This window comes from Nonomuraea sp. NPDC050547 (assembly GCF_044457345.1).
Taxonomy (GTDB): Bacteria; Actinomycetota; Actinomycetes; order Streptosporangiales; family Streptosporangiaceae; genus Nonomuraea.
Map to the genome: position 1 here is coordinate 298,960 of NZ_JBITGW010000012.1, position 18,252 is coordinate 317,211.

Genomic DNA, 18,252 nt, shown 5'->3' on the forward strand with positions numbered 1-18,252 from the left:
CGTTGGCGCACGCCGTCACCCCGCTTCCATGAGGAGTCGTCAGCTCATGGCTGATCAGTCCACGTCTCAGGGCAGGAGCCCGCAGCCCGCGGCCGTCGCCGACCAGGTGATGGACGCGAACCCGCCGCTTGATCACGGGAGCACCGCAGAAGCGGAACCGCTTGCCGATGAGGCTCTCGTCGGGCCGGAGACGTACAGAGCGCCCATCGCCGGCTTCTACGACGTAGCGTCGGGCGGCGGCAAGCAGGCCCTGTCCGATGCGCGCGAGGCCTACCGGGAGGTCGTCGGCCTGGTGCCGAAGCTCGGAGAGGCAGCGCGCGCCAACGCCGACTTTGTCCTGCGCGCGGTGGCGGTGGCCGCCGCCGACGCCAGGATCACGCAGTTCCTCGACCTCGGCTGTGGATTCCCCCGCCAGGACAGGCAGACGGTCTACAGCATCGCGCGCCGGTACCGGCCGGATGCGCGCGTCGCCTATGTGGACAACGACCCGGTGGTGGCCTGCCACGGCCGGGCCCTGCTGGATCGGTCAGGGAGTGCGTGGACTGTGGAAGCCGATGTCCGTGACGTCCGCAAGGTGTTGGAGGAGGTCGGCGAGCATCTGGACTTCGCGCGGCCGACTGGTGTGATCATGGCTGCGCTGGTGCACTTCTGGCCCGACCACGATGACCCGTACAGCATCGTGGACGCCTACCTGGAGGCGTTCCGGTCGGGCCTGTTGATCTTCACGCACGCGTCCGCTGATGGGCTGTCGTTCAGAGACCGTGCGAAGGCGGTGCACGCCTACGCACGGATCGCGCCGCTCTACCTGCGCAGCGAGGCAGCGATCGGCAGTTTCATGGACGGGCTCACCGTTTGGGAGCCGGGGCTGGTCGAGGCGTCCACCTGGCGGCCCGACACCCCGATCGCTGGGGACGTGGGGGAAGCGCACTTCCTGGCCGCGGTTGCGGAGTTCGGCCGATCCGCGTGATCCCCGCATTGCACGCCGCCTGATCCCCGGTGCCGATGACCGGCGACTGAGCCCCTGCTGATGATCGTTTGGTTGGAGACGTTGACCATGGCGCACCCCGCGCTCGCACCCGTTCACCCCACGCCGGGCCTCTGGTTCGAGATGAAGCTGGTGTGGCGCAGGAAGCACATCGCCTTCTATCAGGGGCCTCACCTCGTGGAGCCGTTGATGGCCGGTGACCTCGACACGTTGCGTGCGGCAGAGGTGATGATCGAGTGGGAGCTCACCGCAGACCCCTGGCCGAGCACGGCGCACTTCTGTGATGAGCCGGTTCCCGGCGCCGGCCGCCCCGGTCCGCGTGCGCTGCCTAGAGCCGGCGGCCACGATCACGATGATCGGCGCCTCCGCCCCGCCTGCCGGAGCGACGATGGGGACGGTGGCGGTCTGCGGGATACCGCGGGCGCGGTAGGTCGTGATCGTGCCCGCCTCATGCCTCAGCAGCGGACAGGGGTTTCGTCGTGACAGGCCTTCAGTCTGAGGCGGGGGCGGCATCATCGCCTGCCTACGACCGCGTGGTCCGCGTCGATTTCGAGGTCGCACCGGGCGAGGACGCCCGCATGTCCGCGCTCAAAGGACTGGGTGAGGCCAGCCGGCAGCTCGTCAGCGACCTTCGCCAGGAGGGTCTTGAGATCTCCACCCGGGACTTCGAGATCTTCTACGCCACGATGTCCGGCGAGCTCTGCTCCGTCGAGGAGGCCCGTGGAGGTATTGCCTACCTCCGCGTGCGGACCAGGTGCCAGACGACCAGGAGTTGCGGCGCGTTGCCTGGCCCCGACGTGAGTTCAGGGCACCCGGTTGAGCCTGCCGCCCTGCTCGCAGCCTTCTCCGCATCCTTTCAACCAGAAATCCCACGCCCGCCGTGGGCGTGACCGTCCCTATCCCACACAAGCTGACCAGGAGGTGGGCGTGACCGAACGCCCGGCAACACCAGATACCACCCGCGCGGACGCCGTAGGGCTGCGCGAAGCGATGGTCACCGAGCTGCGCCACACCGGCGCGATCGCCACTGATCGAGTGGCGGCCGCCCTGTCCGCGGTGCCTCGGCATGAGTTCGCGCTCGGCGAGACGCTGGAGGCCGCCTACGTCGCCGACAGGGCGCTGGTGACCAAACAGGACGAGCACGGCACCGCGATCAGCTCGCTGTCGGCCGCGCACATCCAGGCGGTGATGCTGGAACAGGCAGCCGTCGAGCCCGGCATGCGGGTGCTGGAGATCGGCTCCGGCGGCTACAACGCCGCCCTGCTCGCCGAGCTCGTCGGCCCCGCCGGGAAGGTGGTGTCGGTGGATATCGACCCCGAGATCACCGCGCGGGCCCGCGCCTGCCTGGACGCATCCGGATACGCCTGGGTTGAGGTGGTGACGGCCGACGCCGAGCACGGCGTGCCCGAGGCCGCCCCCTACGACCGGATCATCGTGACGGTCGGCGCCTGGGACGTCCCGCCGGCGTGGATCGACCAGCTCGCCAAGGACGGCCGGCTCGTCGTGCCGCTGCGGCTGCGCGGGCTGACCCGCTCGATCGCGTTCGACCGAGTGGACACGGCGCTGCTCAGCGACAGCTACCGGCTGGCCGGGTTTGTCCCCATGCAGGGCCAGGGTGCCTTCGCCGAGCGGCTGGTCCGGCTGGAGGACGGGGTGGGGCTGCGCATCGACGACGACTCTCAGCGTTTCGACGTCGGCGTGCTGCGCGAGGCACTGCGGACGCCGCCGATCGAGGTGTGGACCGGCGCCGCCTATGACCTGCCGGACGAGCTGGAGCTGTATCTGATGACGCGGCTGCGGCATCCGGCGATGCTGCATGTCGGCGAGGAGCACATCGACAGCGGCCGGTTCAACCCGGCGGCCGGGCGCGGGGTGGCCGCGCTGATTCACGCGGGCAGCCTCGCCTACCGCATCAAGCGGGACAACCCTGCCACCGCCAGCGGCTACGAATCCGGCGTCATCGCGCACGGCCCGGCGGCGCAGGAGGCCGCCGAGGAGTACGCGGAGCTGCTGCGCCGCTGGGCGGACCATCACCGGCGCCGGGGCGCGGCCACCATCACCTATCTGCCGGGCGGCGCCGGGGTCCTGGCGCCCGGCCAGGGGGTGGTGATCAAGAAGCACGGAGCGCTCGCGACCTCGTGGGACTGAACTCGGCTGCTTCCCCTTCAGCGTCGCGGCACACGGCCGCGGCACACACCCACCATCGCCCCCTTTGTGGACAGGAGGTTTCCTGTGTCTACCCAACTCGCTCTATCCGCCCCGGACACCGACACCGGTATCGCGGACTGGGAGTTCGACGTCGCCATCGTCGAAGCCGGCCCGGAGGCGGACCGGCTCATCCGGATGACCGACGACGGGTGCGGCCAGACGTGCGCGTCGGCCTGCCCCAATACCTGCAAATAGCCAGGGCGCCGATGGTGCGTCTCTGACCCCTCCAACCCAACCGTCCCCGGGGCGCCCGGCCTGGCCCGCCAGCCTGGGCCGGGCGCCCCCTTCCCTACTGGGAGAGCCGGTGTATCGACCTCTCGACGCCGTCGTGGTCCGTGCGACGGCGCTGCCCGACGCCGCGTTCGCGCCGTCGTGGCCGGATCTGATCGAGCTAGCTGGGGCGGTGACCTGGCGGCCGTGGCTGGAGCAGACCCTCGCCACGCCCGGTTTCGCCGCCGCCCTGGAGCAGGCCAGCCCGGTCCTGGCCGAGCGGGCGCGCGCCATGTGCGCCGGAGCCGATCTTCCCGAGACTGCGCAGCGGCGAGCCGTGCTGTCAGTGCTGCGCTACCGGTTGCGCGCCACCGGCCGGGCGACGCCGTTCGGCCGGTGGGCGGGCATCACCGCCGCCGGGCTCGGTGACGCGGCGAAGGTGCGCTTCGGTGCCGAGCATCAGCCCTACCCGCGGGCCGGAGCGGGCTGGATGGCCGAGGTCATCACCGAGCTGGAGACCGACCCCCGCCTGCGCCGGCATCTGCTGGTACGGGCCAACAACCTCATCCGCGAACACGACGACCGCGCGATCCTGGCGTACACGCCCGGTCACACACCAGACGGTGCGCCGGTGACCGCCACCGTACGGCTGACGCCGCCGATTCGGGCCGCGCTGGAGGGGGCGCGCAAGCCGGTCCGGTGGGGGGACCTGGCCGACCGGCTGGCGACCGAAGCCCCCGGCGGCACCGCCGAGGCCGCCGGACAACTGGTGGCCGCCATGGTCCGGCAACGGTTTCTGCTCACCAGCTTGCGCCCGCCGATGGCCGAATCCGACCCGCTCGGCCACGTGCTGGCCCACCTGCGCGCCGCCCCCGCGCAGGGCACGTCCCCGGCGGCCGCGCTGCCCGAGACCACGACCGACCTGCACCTCGACGCCGACGTGTGCCTGCCGCACGCGGTGGCCGACGAAGCCGCCGCCGCGGCGACCGCGCTCGTGCGGCTGGCCCGCCGCCCACACCTGAGCTCCGGCTGGTCGCACTGGCATTCCGCGTTCCTGGCCCGGTACGGTCCGCGCGCCCTGGTACCGGTCGCCGACGCCGTCGATGCCAGCACCGGGCTCGGCTACCCGGCCGACTACCTCGGCTCGGCGAGCGCCGCCCCCACCGTCGTGCTCACCGATCGCGACCGGCGACTGCTCGCGCTCGCCCAGCAGGCGGCGCTGTACAGGCAGCGCGAGATCGTGCTCGACGACGCCACCCTCAACTCCCTGGCCCCGCAACCGGCGGAGGGCGCACCCACCATCCAGCCGAGCACCGAACTGACCGTGCACCTCGCCGCATCCAGCGAGCAGGCGCTGAGCGACGGCGACTTTCAGCTCACCGTGCTGGGCGTCTCCCGCGCGGCCGGTACCAGCGTCGGCCGGTTCCTGCCGCTCCTGGGCGCCGAGGATCGCGAGCGCCTGCGCGGCGTCTACACCGGCCTGCCCGCCGCGGTGGCGGGCGCGCTGCCGGTGCAGATCTCCGCCCCGCCGCTGCACACCCGCACCCAGAACGTCGCCCGCGTGCCCCGCGTCCTGGCCCATCTGCTGCCGGTGGGCGAGTTCCACCAGGACGGTGACGAGGTGATCGCGTTGGAGGACCTGGCCGTCACCGCGGATGCTCACCGCCTCTACCTGGTGTCGCTGTCGCGGCGCCGGGTGCTGGCGCCGATGTTGTTCAACGCCGTGGACCTGCACCGGCACACGCACCCGCTGGCGCGATTCCTGGCCGAGATCGGCGCCGCCCTGGCCAGTCCGTGCGCCGGTTTCGACTGGGGCGCGGCGGCCGGGCTGCCGTTCCTGCCCGCGGTGCGCTACGGCAAGACCATCCTGGCGCCGGCCCGCTGGCGGCTCGACGCAAGTGATCTGCCCGGCCCGGACGCGCCCTGGCCGCAGTGGCAGGACGCGCTGGCCCGCTGGCGCGAACTAGTCGGCGCCCCGGCGCGGCTCGCTGTGGCCGAAGGCGACCGCGTGTTGCAGCTCGACCTGGCGGTGCCCGCCCACCGGGCGCTGCTGCGCGCGCATCTCCAGCGCACCACCACCGCCCTGCTGACCGCCTACCCGGCGCCGGACGCCAACGGGTGGGCGGGCGGGCACACGGCCGAAGTCGTCATCCCGCTGGCCGCGACCATCCCGCCCACACCCGCCCCGCCTTGGCTGGCCACCCCGATCGCGTCCCCTGTCCGCGTGCGTGAGCACGGGCACCTGCCCGGCGGCCGAGAGCGCTTCTCCCTCCTTCTGTACGGCCATCCCGATCAGCAGGACGCCATCCTGGCCCGCCACCTGCCGCGCCTGCTCGCCGACCTGGACGAGTACGGCCTGCGAGCGCGGTCGTGGTTCCTGCGCTACCACGATCCCGCCCACGGCCATCACCTGCGGCTACGCGTCACCGTCCCAGCCGGCGCCTTCGCCGCGGCTGCCGCCCGCCTGGCCGAGTGGCAGCGCAGCCTGCGTACGGCGGGGCTCCTCACCCGCACGGTGTGGGACACCTACTTCCCGGAGGTCGCCCGCTTCGGCGGCCCCGCCGCGCTCGACGCGGCCGAGGACGTGTTCGCCACGGACTCGGCCTCCGCCCTGGCCCAGCTCCAGGCCGCGAACGCCCGCGGCGGGCCCGACCTGCGAGCAGTCACCGCCGCGAGCATGCTCGATCTGGCCATCGGCCTGCTCGGCGAGCCCGGCGCGGCCATGCGCTGGCTGATCGTGAACACCTGTCCCAGCTCTGCCGCGCCCGGCCGAGCGCTCTATGAGCAGGCCGTCGCCCTGGCCCACCCGCATGATCCAGCCGCCCGCACCGCTCTCCCATACGGCGGCGACCTCGCCGCGGCGTGGGCCCGGCGCCGCGACCGGTTGGCCGACTACCGGCACGCCCTGCCCGACCCGGCCGCGCTGCTGCCCGACCTGCTGCACCTGCACCACGCCCGCTCGGCCGGCCTCGACCCCGACCGCGAGGCGCTCTGCCTGCACCTGGCCCGTGCCGCCGCCCTGTCCTGGTCGGCGCGCACCCGGAGCGGCACATGACGACCCGCCCCCTGCCCGACGCGCTGTCCGCCTGCGACAAGCTCGCGGACGCGCTCGCCGACCCCGGCAAGGTCCACGCCAGCCTCCCGCCGGAGGACGGCCGCGCCTGGCCGCAGTCCCTAGCCGGTGGAGCCTGCGGCATCGCTCTCCTGCACATCGAACGCGCCCACGCCGGGCACGGCGACGAAGCACGCGCGCACGCCTGGCTGGAAGCGGCGTTCGCCGACCCGGTCACCGCCGCGGCGAACGCCAACCTCTACACCGGCGCGCCCGCGCTCGCCTTCGTCACCCACGCCGCCACCCTCCCCAGGCCCGGCCGAGCCCGGCGCACACTCGCCGCCCTGGACGAAGCAGTGGACGCTCTCACCCGAGCCCGCCTCGACGCAGCGCACGCCCGCATCGACCGCGGCGAACTCCCCGAACTGAAGGAGTTCGACTTGATCCGCGGCCTGTGCGGGCTCGGCCTCTACCACCTGCGCCGCCACCCCGACCACCCAATCACCCACGACGTGCTCTCCTACCACGTCCGGCTCACCCAGCCGCTGCCCGCCCGGCACGGGCTGCCGCCGTGGTGGACATCCGTCGCCCCCAACGGCTCGCGCGACCTTGGGGCGTTTCCCGGCGGGCACGGCAACCTAGGCCTTTCCCACGGCATCGGCTCCACGCTGGCCTTGCTGTCCCTGGCCGCCCTGCACGGCCTGCCGGTCGCCGGGCTGGCCGAGGCGATCAGCCGCATCTGCGCCTGGTCCGACGCCCTGCTGCGCGACGACGAGTCCGGCCCGTGGTGGCCGGGCTACGTCACCGCCCGCGACCTCACCCAGCACCAGCCGGCACCCACGCACCGCCCCCGCCCGTCGTGGTGCTACGGCGTCGCCGGAACCGCTCGCGCACAGCAGCTCGCCGCTCTCGCCCTCAACGAACCCGACCGCCACCACTGCGCCGAACAGGCGATCCTCGCCGCGCTGCGCGACCCCGGCCTCGACACCCGGCTACCCGACCCGGGCCTATGCCACGGCGTGGCCGGGCTCCTGCAAGCCGCCTGGCGCATGTCCAGTGACGCCCTCGACGACCAGATCGCCGCCGAACTGCCCGCCCTGACCGCCCGCCTGATCGCCCGCCTCCCGCCGCCGGAATCCAACCCGGAACTGCTGGACGGCGCCGCCGGCATCGCGCTCGCCCTGCACACGCTCGGCACCGGGGCAGCGCCCATCTCAGGGTGGGACGCCGCCCTCCTCCTGAACTGCTGACACCCCCTCCTGAAGGATCTTTGATGAGCGCCCTACCTGTGCCGTCCACCACCGCCGGTCAAGCCGTCGAAGCGGTCCTCGCGAGCAACCCGCCCGCCGCGGTCGCGGCCCGCTTCGGCCTCGCCGAGGACGAGCTGGCCCGCGCCGTCGCGCTGTATCGCACCGCCGGTGAGGCGGCCCTGCTCCGGCTGTCGGAGTGGCCCGTCTGGCACCAGGTCACCCTCACCGCCCCCACGCACTCCCCTTGCCACGGCTTGGACCCGATGATGCTCGCCCGCCTCGGCACCGAGCTCGGTCGGGCCGAAGCGGACGCAGAGATCGGCGGCTACCACTTCCTCCGCAAAGATGGCGGCCTGCGCCTTCGCGTACGCCCCAGCAATCTGCTCGCGCGACGACGGCTCGCCATCATCCTGGACGGGCTGGCCGCCCACGGGCACCTGCACAGCTGGGCGCCCGGCATCTACGAACCCGAGACGTACGCCTTCGGCGGCCCCGCAGCGATGCGCACAGCCCACGCGCTGTTCTGCGCCGACTCCCGCGCCCTCCTCTCCGGCCCCGACCTGGCCTCCCCACTGCCCGTAGCGGGCACGCGCGAAGCGTCGGTCCTGCTGATCAGCACGCTCCTGCGCGCCACCGGCCTGGACGCGCACGAACAGGGCGAGGTGTGGGCGCGCGTGGCCGCCCACCGCGACCCGCCGCAGCTCCCGCCACGCGAGCAGGTCAAGACAGCCCTGGCCGAGATCGCCCACCTGCTGAACGCCGACGCCGCCGCCCAACGGTTCGGCACCGCCTGGCGCGCCCGGGTGGCCGCCTTCGCGATCGCCGGCCGCGACCTGGCCACCCTCGCCCGCACCGGCGCGCTGGAGCGCGGTCTGCGCGCTGTCCTCGCCCGCCACGCGCTGTTCGCCTTCAACCGCGCGGGCGTCTCCGGCCCCCGCCAAGCGATTGTGGCCCACCTCGCTCACGCGGCCGCCATGAACGACGACGCGCCGATCCCGGCCCATCCCGCTGACCACTCGGCCCTTCCCGCCGTACCCACTGAGGGCAGGTGACATGGACCTGCCCACGATCGCGCGACGCTTCCCGCTGGTCGCCCGGCCACGCCCGACCTGCCAGCCCCTCGACGCCCGCATCGCCGCCCTCACCCAATCCGCCGCAGAACTAGCAGCAATGGCAGGCCGCGAACGCATCGCGCGCGCCAGCGCGGTGTGCAACATGGCCGCGCTCATCGCCTCCGACTGCGCCCTGCCCGCCCTGGCCCGCTCCCTGTGCTGGCTCCACCACGACGCTCTGGCCCAGCAGGCACCCCTGCCCGCATGGGCTGCGGAACTTGCCCTTCAACCCCTCCTGAACCTCGCCCGGCAGCTCATCCGCCAAGGCGAAGGCGGCGCCGCATACCAGCTTCTCGACGAACTCTTCAACGCCGCCAAACGCCAGCGCGAGGCCACCATCGGCGAACGCCGTATCCACCTCAGCACGCTCACCGCGGCACCCGACAGCCGAGGGGTGGGCCAGTTCCTGTGGACGGCGCTGCTGGCCGATGGCTCGCGTGCCCTGGCCATGGCCGGACGCTGGCAGGAGGCAGCCGACCACGCCGCACGCATCGGTCGCGGTATCGGCCTCCACCTCCTGGACGGCCGCCAAGTCACGATCATCGCCGCCATCGAACGCGGCGCCCACCATGAGGCCGAATCCTTGATCGACGACAGCCTGCTTACCCACCCGTGGGAGCAGCCGGTGGCCTCCCTCCTGCGCCTCTACTGCCGGCACACCATCGGCGCACCCACAGACCAGGACGTGTGCAAGCTGCTCGACCACACCCTCCAGCTATGCGACCACTACGAACCCGCCACGGCGCTCTTCCGCGCCCGCGCCGCCATCACTGCCTTCGACCTCGCCCACGGCTACACCACTCTCCCCATGGACGGCCTGCGATCATCGATCACGCTCATCGCGTTGTGCGACGCCTACGTCTGCCGCGAACTCCTCGCGCATTCCGTGCTTTCAGCGATGCTGACGCCCGCGGAACGGCGCAGCATGCTGACGCTCCTCCGCGCATCCGGCCTCGACTCCGGCTTCATCACGCCCCACCACACGAGCACTCTCCTGGCAGCCGCCTCGACAGCCGAGCAGCACCTGCTTTCCGTCAAGGACGCTGACTAGCGGCGGCACTTCGACATCAACATTCGAAGACGTCAGGCAGGGGTGAGCTGGAGGGAGGTCCCGGCCAGCATCCGGGCGACCCCTGGAGAGGCCGTCCACGCCATGTCGTCCACGTAGATGATGCTGCCGGCGGTGTGACCTGCCTCGGCCGCCATCCCGATGTGGGCGTACACCTCGAAGGCGTTGGCCGGCGCGGTCGTGCTCACCTGGACCTCGGTCCACACGCCGGCTGGGATGGGCTGCGTGTCGTCCGTGTAGGCCAGGTTGTTGCCGCCGTCGTCGTAGTAGCTGAGCCGGACGGTGCCTGCTGGGTGCCCGGTGGGGGAGTACAGCCAGCCGCGCATCGTCCAGATGATGCCAGGCTCTGTCCGCCACCACCGGTACACGACCGCCCGGTCGGCGCCCGAGGCGGTGAGCTTGGCCGAGAGGGCGCCGCCGTGCGCGGTGACCTCGTCGGTTTGGTCGAGCACGTCAGCGCCATCCTGGCCCCAGTGGTTGATCGGCCCGCCCGATTCGAAGTCGATCTCGTCACGGAATCCGATGAGGGCGGCCTGAACGCGCAGATTGCCCGGCGTGGTGACGACGAGCAGCCCCTCGGCCAGCTCATCGAAGCTGGCGACCTTGTCATCGCCGCCGAGGAACACGTCGCCGAGTTGGACATTGTGCCGGAGGTCGCCGTACGGGTTGCTGTCGCGCATGCCGACCAGCAGCAGCGGTGACAGCGCGGCGTTGGCCGTACCGGTGAGTCGCGTGTACTGCCACTGACCGCGCGTGACCTGGGCGCGCCTGTGGAAGGCCAGCCGGTAGGCGCCCGGCGTCACCTGGTGGGTAAGGACCGTCTCCCACAGGCCGGGTGTGCCCAGCACGTAGTCTGCGGCGATCTCGGCGCGCTGTGCGGCTGGGATACGCCGGGCGGCGCCGGCGGCGTCCACGGTCTGGAGGGAACCGTCAAGTCTGGAGTGGATGGCGACGTGCCCTGCGGCCGGAGGGGCAGGCGGGGTGGTGAGTGCGGGCAGGTGGAGGGGGGTGAGAAGGCGCATCAGGACGTCACCTTGATTCGGATCGTGGCGGCTGTGACTGCGAGGGCGGAGCGGACCGCCACGGTGTTCGCGTCGATCACCTTCGAGTCCATTTCGACGAACTCCCCGGTAGCGACCTCGCGGAAGCTCGGCTCGGCTACGTCGAGCGAGCCGAGGCTGTGGGTGACGTTGTGCCACGCGCCGGGGGTGAGCGCGGGCAGGTCCGCGCTGAAGGAGCCGCCGATGCCGAGCGCGGTCCGGGCAGCCGTGGCGGTGGTGGCGCCGGTGCCGCCCTTGGCGATGGGGACAAGACCCACGGAGATGGAGTCGGGCTGGACGATGATGCTGCCGTCCGCGGCGACGATGTCGTTATTACCACCGTTCTGGACGAGGCCCGCCCCGGCTCCGCCTCCCCCGCCGCCGCCCGCGAACTGCGCCCACGCGATCGCCGTGGTGCCGACCACGATGGCGCCGTTGGTAGAGATGGCCCACCCGGTCTCCGCGAGGCTGGTGCCCTCGGACACGAACACGAACGTGTTGGGGTTGAGGGCGTCGGTGGTGCGCGTCCACGCGCCGGATGCCGCGGTGTAGAGGCCGTTCTGCGTCGTCGTGGTCTGGTTCTTGACGAGCACCCGGTCGCCGGCCTGGACGCTCACCCCGTCGATTGTCTGCAATCCGCTGAGCGTGATGGTGGCGGTGGTGGCTACGCGTACGGCGGGCTTCACGCTGATGCCGGCGGCCGCGGCGTGCACGTCGGCCAGGCGTGCGGCGTCGTTGGCGTTGATGGGCGCGCCGAGGTTGGTCAGCCGGTACCCGGCCAGGGCGACGTCGGCGCCGGGGGCGGCGAGCTGGTCGAGCCGGTTGGCGCGTACCTGCGTGACGAAGTCCGCGATGGTGGCCACGGGCTGGGTGCCGGTGTGCTGGGCGCGGTCGAGCGGGTTGGTCGCCAATTTGGACAGGCTGATGGCCGCGTTCACGGCGACCTTGGCGTTGGTGATCGTGCCGTCCGCGACGTCGTCCAGCGCCATCCACGTGCCGCCCGGGGTCCGCCAGGAGGCCTTCCCGCTGGCGGGGCTGGCCCACAGCTCGAACGCGACGGGCGAGTTCGGCTCCGTAGACGACGATGGCAGGACCAGGCCCGTGGGCGGGATCTGGTTGAACCTGTGCTGGCTGTACCAATTCGGCATGGTGATGTCCCCCGATGGGTTCAGGTGAGACGGAGCGCGCCCGACATCGGCACGGCCCAGGTGATGCGGATAGTGCGCGCGTCCGGGTAGGACGGATCACCCTCGATCCGCTCCCCTCCCGGGGCGAAGCAGGTGTGGTTCGGCTGCCGGGACTGGCCATGCTCGGCTTCCCACACCAGGGAGGGGATGGCGAACTGGTACTCGCGCTGGAAGGCGCCGCCCTCAGGCCCGGCCGGTCCCTGCTCGCCGCGGACCCCCGGCGGCCCCTGGATGCCGGGGATGGCGAGGTCGAGTTCCACCACGTGGTCGTGCTGCTCGATCGTCAGCGAGATGCCACCGTCGTGCTGCACGCTCAGGTCGGGCCCTGCGGTCTGCTGGACGACGAGCTCGACGTCAGGGTTGCTCATCGGGTCACCTCACCGGTCACGCGGACGGTGCCCTGGAGTAGGCGCAGCGGCTGGCCGCCGGCGGCCACGAGTTCGAGGTCATACACGCCGACCCGCCACCCCCAGGAGGCTGAGATTGCGGCGGGGACGTGCAGTGCGACCTTCCCCGCAGCCGGATCGGTGATGGTAAGCCCGCCACCAGTGGCCAGGTCGTACAGGAGCGCGGCGTCAGCGCCGTGGTGAGCACGTACCTGCGCGCGGACGCTGCAGCCTGTCAGGTCGAGTGGTGGCCGTCCTTCGGCTCGGGAGCGCAGGGTCAGGACACGGTCGTAGGGGGTGCCTTGCTCGATGAGCAGGTCGTAGGTTGCCGCGGCCATGGGCGCATGGTGGCGGAGCTGGTGTGCTTGCGTCCCGGCCCAAGGCCAAGACATAGGGAGAGCTCGGCACCCCTGCCGGGGCGAGCTCTCCCATGCCAGTGTGCTGCTACCAGCCGCCCGTGTGGCGCATACCTCCCGTGTGGCGTATGCCGCCCGTAATGCTTGTGGGGGCCCAACCACCGGTGTCGCTGGTGGGGGCCCAACCGCTGCCGTGAGTGCCGTATCTGATCATGGCTGCGAGCATGTCAGTTCGGAACCTGGCCGACAATGCTCTTCGGATCGTCGTAGCGCTCCCCGGAAGGGGCCTGGCGCGCTACGTTCACGGGGTGGCGCGAGACATGACGCATGGCGGCCGCCGTAGTGGCCGTCCGCCCGGCAAGCGCAAGTTGTATGCCCGTGAGCGTGGACAGGTGCCATCGAGTGTGCCGCCTGAGCAGCGACCGAAGCGGTGCAAGGCATGTCGTGTTGAGAGGCTGGTGCGCGAGCTACGGCTCGGCTACTGCCCCGACTGCTGGGCCAAGGAGTAGGCGGCTGCTATTCGTCGCGAAGATCGAGGTGGATCAGCTCCGGCGGCAGCGCAGGGCAGGCGATCTCTCGGGCGCGCATCGTCACCCGGAGCTGAGCGAGTAGCTGCTCGGCGTGCGCTGCTTGTCCCGCGTGGACGCGTGCCGCTTCTTTCCACGCTTCCCTGTGCTGCTCGGTGTCGTCGGCGCGCGCTTGGGCGGTGGCGGCCGCGCGGGCACGGGCGGTCCAGTCGGCGACGAGCTGGTGGTGGTTGCGCAGCAATCGGAGCTCGGCGCGCGGGGCGGCGCCCTCGTCGTCTTCATCGTCAGGCAGAGGGGCGGTGCCGTCGAGCCACGCGAACGCTTCCCGCAAGTTGGTCTCGACACCAGGCAGAATCTCCACGCGGTCGCCGCTGGGCGGAGTGAGCAGGAAGAGGGGTGGCACGCCCAGCGCCTTGGCGACGATGAGGAGCTCGGTGATGGCGACGCTGGTGCGCTGGCCGAGTTCGAGCTTGGCGAGGTTCGAGCGTTCGACGGGGTAGCCGAGACTGGTGCAGCGTGTGGCGAGTTTCTCGACCGATAGGCGCTGTCGTAGCCGCTGGCGTCGGATGTTGGCACCCACCAGGTGCGTGTAGCTGCTGGACCATTCTGTGCGGCGCTTTCCAGGCACGCGGGTCCTTCCGGGGTCATCGGATGGGGCTGGGACGCGGTAATCGATCTTCAATCTGTGCACAACCGCTGTTGGCTGGGGGCTGTCACTATCGCGCCGTAGTTGGCGCGCCTCCTGTGTGGGATGGCGGGCCACCCACGGAAGTCACGGAGAGTAGGTGTTCGCCTCGCGATTCTCGGCTTCTCCGCTACGTTGCGTGAATTCTTCAGGGCTCCGAACGCTTGCACCGCTTCGTAACAAGGCCGCTGTCGGGCAGCGCACTCAGGAACGACGACGCCTGCATACCTTCCCCGCGGTGGGTGGCGCGGGTGACCTGCTGAGAGTTGTGGCTGACCAGGTGGAGGACCTGCCGGACTGCGTCGGCGTCGGGCCGCTGGTGGAAGCGAGGCGTCTCCACGATGGTCAACTTCACGGCGCTCACGCCGCCCAGCTTCGCGGCGTCGCCGGCCTCCCAAACCTGGTTGGAGGCGATGCCGAGGCTACGGCGCACGGTCTCCGTTTCGGCGTTGTCGTAGGCGCAGATGATGGTCAGGCGGTCGAACGTGGCCATGGGGTCTCCTGGGCGGTGAGGGTGAGGAGAAGCGCTGGCGGGATGTGCGGGCGGGGCCGGGCGCGGAGGGAGCGCAGGTGCTTGGCGATGATGAACCTGGCTTCCATCAGCTCGGGCTGAAAGTGCCCTATCCGGGAGGCCAAGCCGCTGGGCGGTAGGTCGGCGAGCTGGTTGCCGTGCAGGAGGACGTAGTGTTCGTACAGCTCGACCTGGTGCTTGAGGAGGCGGTCCACGTACTCGGCGAGGCTGTTGCCGCCGCTGACGCTGGGCCGAATGACCGCTCGTTCGTTGGCTGCTGGCTCGGCGTCCTGGTCGTCTCGGATGGTCACAACGGGTCCAGGCCGAACGCCGCGTCTCCGGCGCTGTCTGCTTCGCTGGCGGTGGGGGTGTCGCGTTCGCTGCTGTCGATCTGCCGGCCGTCCCACAGGCGGGCGTGGAACATGACCTTCATGGGGCCGGTCATGTTGAGCTTCCCGGCTTCGGCGCCGGATGTGCGGAGGTTCATGTCAGCGCGGGCGGCCCACGACACCCACGACTCGGCGACCATGACGCGTAGGTGCGACGGCAGGACGGGCGGTTCGTCGGTGTCGTGCTGCCAGTGGTCTGCGAGCTGCTCCAGCCAGCGTCTCACCCCGGACGCCGGGTCCCGGTCTCCGGCAGACAGCGTGCGTACAGCGGCTTCCAGGCCTGGAAGCGCGTCGGCATCGGGCCCGTCCGGGAGCGGCCGTTCGTAGCGGCTGCCGTCGATCCAATCGGCGTAGTTCATGGCGGAGATCTTGGTCCGCGCTTTGGCGGTTTCCAGTTGGTCCAGCAGTTCGTGGTGGGCGGCCACCAGGCGCAGCAGCACGCCGGGGCCGTCCTGCATGAAGATGCCGGCGGCGGGGCTGTCGGTGACGTAGCCGGGGTCGGCGAGGACGGCGTGGACCATCCGCTCCGTCTCGGTGAGGTTCTGGCGGGCGGCGGCGATCGGGTCTTCGGGCATGATCACTGTTCGGTCCATTCGGGGCTGAAGCCGGGCAGGGCTTGGTGGGCGGCGAGGAGTCCGCGGATGGTGGGGCACGGGTAGCCCATGTGGGGCGCCTCGTACGGGTTGCCGGTGTCGCAGTAGGCGCAGGTCGCGAACGGGGCGAGGTGGCGGCCGCCGTCGTCGTCGTAACGGTGGATCTTGTCTTCTCGGATGGCGTGCTGGTCGAGCAGGCTCAGGTGGTACTTGGCGATCTGGTACTCGTGTAGGGGGTTGTGGCGTACGGCGTGCTCGGCGTCGCGCCGCATCATGGCGCCCTCGTCGCCGCCGTACGTGACGGGCATGACGCTGCCGCCGGCGAGGCGGGAAGCGAGGTCCACGAACTGGTGGTCGCTGGCCTGGATGTGCCAGACGACAGTGCCGCCTTCAGCGCGTTCGGCCAGGACCCGGGTCCCAGTGATGGTGGCGCGGAGCCACGCCACCATGTCGCGGGCCTGCTGCACATCGAAGCTGGGCGTGGCGGTGCCGGGGTCGCGGGAACTGAGCTCGTCGTAGGGGCGGCTCATCGGCGTCCCCTTGCCCGGCGGCGGGCCCGCTGACGGTAGCGCGCCTTGGCCTGCTGCTGCCTGGGGTGGGGCTTGCCGAAGATGAGGCGGTGCACGCGCCAGGAGCAGCGGGTCATGCGGAACGGCATGGTGAACGTGACGCGGGCCGGGAGCCGCTGCGGCACCGCCAGCATCCGCTCTATGAGGTGCGGCGCGTAGTTCACGTTGTCGGTGGCACTGACCTCCTGCCAGCCGTCTCGGCTGGCCGGGCTGGTGCCGACCGGCGCAACGAGGAGCCGGCCGCGCCGGAGGGACAGGCCATTCATCGGGCCCACCAGGGGGCGAGCAGGGGGTGAAGCTGGTCCAGGCGCTTGCGGAAGCTCGCCAGAGCGGCCGGGGTGCCCCGGTAAGGGTGAGCAGATGAAGCCGGAACAGCATGCCGTGGTCGTGCTGGACCTTGACGGTGATGCCGTGAGCTTGGGCGGCAAGGAGGACGCGGCGGAAGGTGCGTCGGGACGTCGGCGAGTACCGGAGCACGATCACGTGCCAGGGGACAGTGAGCTGCGGAGGCGGGAGCCGGATCTCCAGCCGGTCAGGGGCGCGGGTCTTCTGGCGGGGGAACAAACGGGGCATGAGAAACGGTCCTCTCCGTCGTGAGGAGAGGACCGTATGAAGCGGCTGCGCCTAGCGTCCGCCTACGATTCAGGCGGCCGGAGTGGTGGGCTCCAGGCGCGCTACGGCGCGGGGGACGTCGCGGCATCTCCTTCTTCGAGATCGGCCAGCTCGATGCCCAGCTTCTTCAGGTCGGCGACCGAGCGGCAGTGGCCGAGCAGTACGGCGCGGTCGTCGAAGCGCTGGGTGGCGCGCAGCGTAGGGGTGCTGTTGAGGATGATCGCCTCGACTTCGATGCCTTTCGGGCCTCGCCAGACCGCCACACCCCCACACTACAAAAACGGACAAAACAGTCGAGGGGTGCTGTTTCGAGATGGGTTGTAGCACCGTTCTGACTTCGTCCGGCCAATCACACTCACCCTGGACCGCCCCTATGTAGGATCTCCTACATGGAACCCGAGGAGACTCCGGTCAGCGTCACACCCAAGGTGGCGCAGATCCTGAAACAGTTCCTGGAAGACCCCTCGCAGGCGCGCTATGGCTACGACTTGATGCAGGCCACGGGCCAGCCAAGCGGCACGCTCTACCCGATCCTCGCCCAACTGAAGCGAGCCGGATGGATTGAGGGTCATCAGGAGAACATCGACCCGTCCCAGGCGGGGCGACCTCGCCGGCGCGGCTACCTACTTACCGAGATCGGCCGACTCCAGGCCACCTACCAGCTCACGGAGATCAGCAACCAGTACCGTCCGCCCAGGTCCGCCGACGCCGAGGCCGTCATCATCCGAGGCGGCTGCCGTTGATCTACGACCTGCTCGCCACAGCCTTCCTGTTCACGCTAGGCGCCCTGGTCACCCTCCTCGGGGTGCTGGTAACCGTGGTGTGCACTACATGCAGCGACCTCATCAAGCAGGAAGCCGCCACCCGTTTGGAGCGCCTCCCCCTGTGGCTGCTTCACCGCGCTGCGCAAGATCTTCCAGAGGAGATCCGTGAGCAGGTCCTGAACGAGGAGTGGATCCCTGACCTGCTCCACATGACGCGGGACACCGAGGGATTGCCGATCACCCGAGTCGTCCGCGGCGTGAGACACGCAACCAACCTCATGGGCAGCCCCGCTGCCGCAATTGGGAAGATGGTCAAGCCACATCGAAGGCAAACCTCGACTCTGGGCCAGGACACCGACGAGCCGGAGTCGTTCCTCGTATCACGAATCCAAGATTACGTGCGCGACAGGGAGTTCCTTGTATGTGAGTGGAAGCGCTCCGTCGGAGCTGTAATCCTCGCTCCCGCCGGCCTCGGCTTGGATGAAGATCTGAAGCGTCGGATAGCCGACGTTCGGTTCGCCGCAGGTCTTGGGAATGTCTGGCTTAACGACACCACAATTCACATGATTGACAATGACGATGTGCATTGGATAACCCGCGAATGGGCTGCCTCAGCCGTTCAGAGGCCTTGGGCTGACGACCCGACAACTGAAATCAGCGGCGAGGAAGGCGATCCCGATCTTCCACGAGCTGATGACGATGGCACCGTCTGAGAGGCTTCGGCGATCTCGACAGAGCCACTGCCCT

At 70.6% G+C, this 18,252-nt stretch carries 22 protein-coding genes; 11 read left to right on the top strand and 11 right to left on the bottom strand.

Annotated elements, in window-relative coordinates:
* Window positions 1–46: 46 nt before the first annotated feature.
* From ACIBHY_RS29680 to ACIBHY_RS29720, 9 genes are all read left to right on the top strand, one after another.
* Window positions 47–967 (top strand): SAM-dependent methyltransferase, encoded by a 921-nt coding sequence (locus ACIBHY_RS29680; RefSeq protein ID WP_397308358.1) that lies wholly within the window; start codon window positions 47–49, stop codon window positions 965–967.
* 72 nt (window positions 968–1,039) lie between these two features.
* Window positions 1,040–1,468, top strand: coding sequence for a hypothetical protein (locus tag ACIBHY_RS29685; protein WP_397308359.1), 429 nt, complete (start codon window positions 1,040–1,042; stop codon window positions 1,466–1,468).
* Window positions 1,465–1,875 carry a hypothetical protein gene (locus tag ACIBHY_RS29690; RefSeq protein ID WP_397308360.1) on the top strand — a complete coding sequence of 137 codons (411 nt, stop codon included), beginning with the start codon at window positions 1,465–1,467 and terminating at the stop codon, window positions 1,873–1,875. The genes ACIBHY_RS29685 and ACIBHY_RS29690 overlap by 4 nt, the downstream gene beginning before the upstream one ends.
* A 37-nt stretch (window positions 1,876–1,912) precedes the next feature.
* Entirely contained in the window at window positions 1,913–3,133 is a 1,221-nt protein-coding gene (gene fxlM, locus ACIBHY_RS29695) for a methyltransferase, FxLD system (protein ID WP_397308361.1), read from the top strand.
* 84 nt (window positions 3,134–3,217) lie between these two features.
* Complete coding sequence (locus ACIBHY_RS29700) at window positions 3,218–3,388, top strand: FxLD family lanthipeptide (RefSeq protein WP_397094125.1); 171 nt, start codon at window positions 3,218–3,220, stop codon at window positions 3,386–3,388.
* 109 nt (window positions 3,389–3,497) lie between these two features.
* Entirely contained in the window at window positions 3,498–6,458 is a 2,961-nt protein-coding gene (locus ACIBHY_RS29705; RefSeq protein WP_397308362.1) for a lantibiotic dehydratase, read from the top strand.
* Window positions 6,455–7,705: a lanthionine synthetase C family protein gene (locus ACIBHY_RS29710; RefSeq protein ID WP_397308363.1), complete on the top strand. Its 1,251-nt coding sequence runs from the start codon at window positions 6,455–6,457 to the stop codon at window positions 7,703–7,705. Before ACIBHY_RS29705 ends, ACIBHY_RS29710 begins: the two co-directional genes overlap by 4 nt.
* Window positions 7,706–7,728: 23 nt before the next feature.
* Complete coding sequence (locus ACIBHY_RS29715) at window positions 7,729–8,757, top strand: thiopeptide-type bacteriocin biosynthesis protein (RefSeq protein ID WP_397308364.1); 1,029 nt, start codon at window positions 7,729–7,731, stop codon at window positions 8,755–8,757.
* Between the two features lies 1 nt (window position 8,758).
* Window positions 8,759–9,868 (top strand): hypothetical protein, encoded by a 1,110-nt coding sequence (locus ACIBHY_RS29720; RefSeq protein ID WP_397308365.1) that lies wholly within the window; start codon window positions 8,759–8,761, stop codon window positions 9,866–9,868.
* A 32-nt stretch (window positions 9,869–9,900) separates the two neighbouring features.
* Here ACIBHY_RS29720 and ACIBHY_RS29725 read toward each other — a convergent pair whose 3' ends face one another.
* The 11 genes from ACIBHY_RS29725 to ACIBHY_RS29775 all read right to left on the bottom strand — a co-directional run bounded on the left by ACIBHY_RS29725 (window position 9,901) and on the right by ACIBHY_RS29775 (window position 17,004).
* Window positions 9,901–10,908, bottom strand: coding sequence for a carbohydrate binding domain-containing protein (locus ACIBHY_RS29725; protein ID WP_397308366.1), 1,008 nt, complete (start codon window positions 10,906–10,908; stop codon window positions 9,901–9,903).
* On the bottom strand, window positions 10,908–12,074 hold the full coding sequence (locus ACIBHY_RS29730) for a hypothetical protein (RefSeq protein ID WP_397308367.1): 1,167 nt from the start codon (window positions 12,072–12,074) through the stop codon (window positions 10,908–10,910). Before ACIBHY_RS29730 ends, ACIBHY_RS29725 begins: the two co-directional genes overlap by 1 nt.
* A 20-nt stretch (window positions 12,075–12,094) precedes the next feature.
* Window positions 12,095–12,481, bottom strand: coding sequence for a hypothetical protein (locus ACIBHY_RS29735; protein WP_397308368.1), 387 nt, complete (start codon window positions 12,479–12,481; stop codon window positions 12,095–12,097).
* Window positions 12,478–12,837, bottom strand: a complete 360-nt coding sequence (locus tag ACIBHY_RS29740) for a hypothetical protein (RefSeq protein WP_397308369.1) — start codon at window positions 12,835–12,837, stop codon at window positions 12,478–12,480. The genes ACIBHY_RS29735 and ACIBHY_RS29740 overlap by 4 nt, the downstream gene beginning before the upstream one ends.
* A gap of 534 nt (window positions 12,838–13,371) precedes the next feature.
* Complete coding sequence (locus ACIBHY_RS29745) at window positions 13,372–14,010, bottom strand: hypothetical protein (RefSeq protein WP_397308370.1); 639 nt, start codon at window positions 14,008–14,010, stop codon at window positions 13,372–13,374.
* A gap of 205 nt (window positions 14,011–14,215) precedes the next feature.
* Window positions 14,216–14,560 (bottom strand): hypothetical protein, encoded by a 345-nt coding sequence (locus ACIBHY_RS29750; RefSeq protein ID WP_397308371.1) that lies wholly within the window; start codon window positions 14,558–14,560, stop codon window positions 14,216–14,218.
* Window positions 14,539–14,889 carry a hypothetical protein gene (locus ACIBHY_RS29755; protein ID WP_397308372.1) on the bottom strand — a complete coding sequence of 117 codons (351 nt, stop codon included), beginning with the start codon at window positions 14,887–14,889 and terminating at the stop codon, window positions 14,539–14,541. Before ACIBHY_RS29755 ends, ACIBHY_RS29750 begins: the two co-directional genes overlap by 22 nt.
* Window positions 14,886–15,548, bottom strand: coding sequence for a hypothetical protein (locus ACIBHY_RS29760; RefSeq protein ID WP_397308373.1), 663 nt, complete (start codon window positions 15,546–15,548; stop codon window positions 14,886–14,888). The genes ACIBHY_RS29755 and ACIBHY_RS29760 overlap by 4 nt, the downstream gene beginning before the upstream one ends.
* Window positions 15,545–16,090: a DUF6221 family protein gene (locus tag ACIBHY_RS29765; protein WP_397308374.1), complete on the bottom strand. Its 546-nt coding sequence runs from the start codon at window positions 16,088–16,090 to the stop codon at window positions 15,545–15,547. Before ACIBHY_RS29765 ends, ACIBHY_RS29760 begins: the two co-directional genes overlap by 4 nt.
* Window positions 16,087–16,395 (bottom strand): hypothetical protein, encoded by a 309-nt coding sequence (locus ACIBHY_RS29770; protein ID WP_397308375.1) that lies wholly within the window; start codon window positions 16,393–16,395, stop codon window positions 16,087–16,089. The genes ACIBHY_RS29765 and ACIBHY_RS29770 overlap by 4 nt, the downstream gene beginning before the upstream one ends.
* 408 nt (window positions 16,396–16,803) lie before the next feature.
* Window positions 16,804–17,004, bottom strand: coding sequence for a hypothetical protein (locus ACIBHY_RS29775; protein WP_397308376.1), 201 nt, complete (start codon window positions 17,002–17,004; stop codon window positions 16,804–16,806).
* Window positions 17,005–17,130: 126 nt separating this feature from the next.
* Here ACIBHY_RS29775 and ACIBHY_RS29780 point away from each other — a divergent pair, with 126 nt between their 5' ends.
* Together ACIBHY_RS29780 and ACIBHY_RS29785 are read left to right on the top strand one after the other, a co-directional pair.
* Complete coding sequence (locus ACIBHY_RS29780) at window positions 17,131–17,484, top strand: PadR family transcriptional regulator (protein ID WP_397308377.1); 354 nt, start codon at window positions 17,131–17,133, stop codon at window positions 17,482–17,484.
* Window positions 17,481–18,218, top strand: a complete 738-nt coding sequence (locus ACIBHY_RS29785; RefSeq protein ID WP_397308378.1) for a hypothetical protein — start codon at window positions 17,481–17,483, stop codon at window positions 18,216–18,218. Before ACIBHY_RS29780 ends, ACIBHY_RS29785 begins: the two co-directional genes overlap by 4 nt.
* Window positions 18,219–18,252: the final 34 nt, after the last annotated feature.

Coding starts and splice junctions, on each gene's coding strand:
- ACIBHY_RS29680 (WP_397308358.1), top strand. CDS start 47: ATGGCTGATCAGTCCACGTCTCAGGGCAGGAGCCCGCAGCCCGCGGCC.
- ACIBHY_RS29710 (WP_397308363.1), top strand. CDS start 6,455: ATGACGACCCGCCCCCTGCCCGACGCGCTGTCCGCCTGCGACAAGCTC.
- ACIBHY_RS29715 (WP_397308364.1), top strand. CDS start 7,729: ATGAGCGCCCTACCTGTGCCGTCCACCACCGCCGGTCAAGCCGTCGAA.
- ACIBHY_RS29720 (WP_397308365.1), top strand. CDS start 8,759: ATGGACCTGCCCACGATCGCGCGACGCTTCCCGCTGGTCGCCCGGCCA.
- ACIBHY_RS29725 (WP_397308366.1), bottom strand. CDS start 10,908: ATGCGCCTTCTCACCCCCCTCCACCTGCCCGCACTCACCACCCCGCCT.
- ACIBHY_RS29730 (WP_397308367.1), bottom strand. CDS start 12,074: ATGCCGAATTGGTACAGCCAGCACAGGTTCAACCAGATCCCGCCCACG.
- ACIBHY_RS29735 (WP_397308368.1), bottom strand. CDS start 12,481: ATGAGCAACCCTGACGTCGAGCTCGTCGTCCAGCAGACCGCAGGGCCC.
- ACIBHY_RS29740 (WP_397308369.1), bottom strand. CDS start 12,837: ATGGCCGCGGCAACCTACGACCTGCTCATCGAGCAAGGCACCCCCTAC.
- ACIBHY_RS29750 (WP_397308371.1), bottom strand. CDS start 14,560: ATGGCCACGTTCGACCGCCTGACCATCATCTGCGCCTACGACAACGCC.
- ACIBHY_RS29765 (WP_397308374.1), bottom strand. CDS start 16,090: ATGAGCCGCCCCTACGACGAGCTCAGTTCCCGCGACCCCGGCACCGCC.
- ACIBHY_RS29770 (WP_397308375.1), bottom strand. CDS start 16,395: ATGAATGGCCTGTCCCTCCGGCGCGGCCGGCTCCTCGTTGCGCCGGTC.
- ACIBHY_RS29780 (WP_397308377.1), top strand. CDS start 17,131: ATGGAACCCGAGGAGACTCCGGTCAGCGTCACACCCAAGGTGGCGCAG.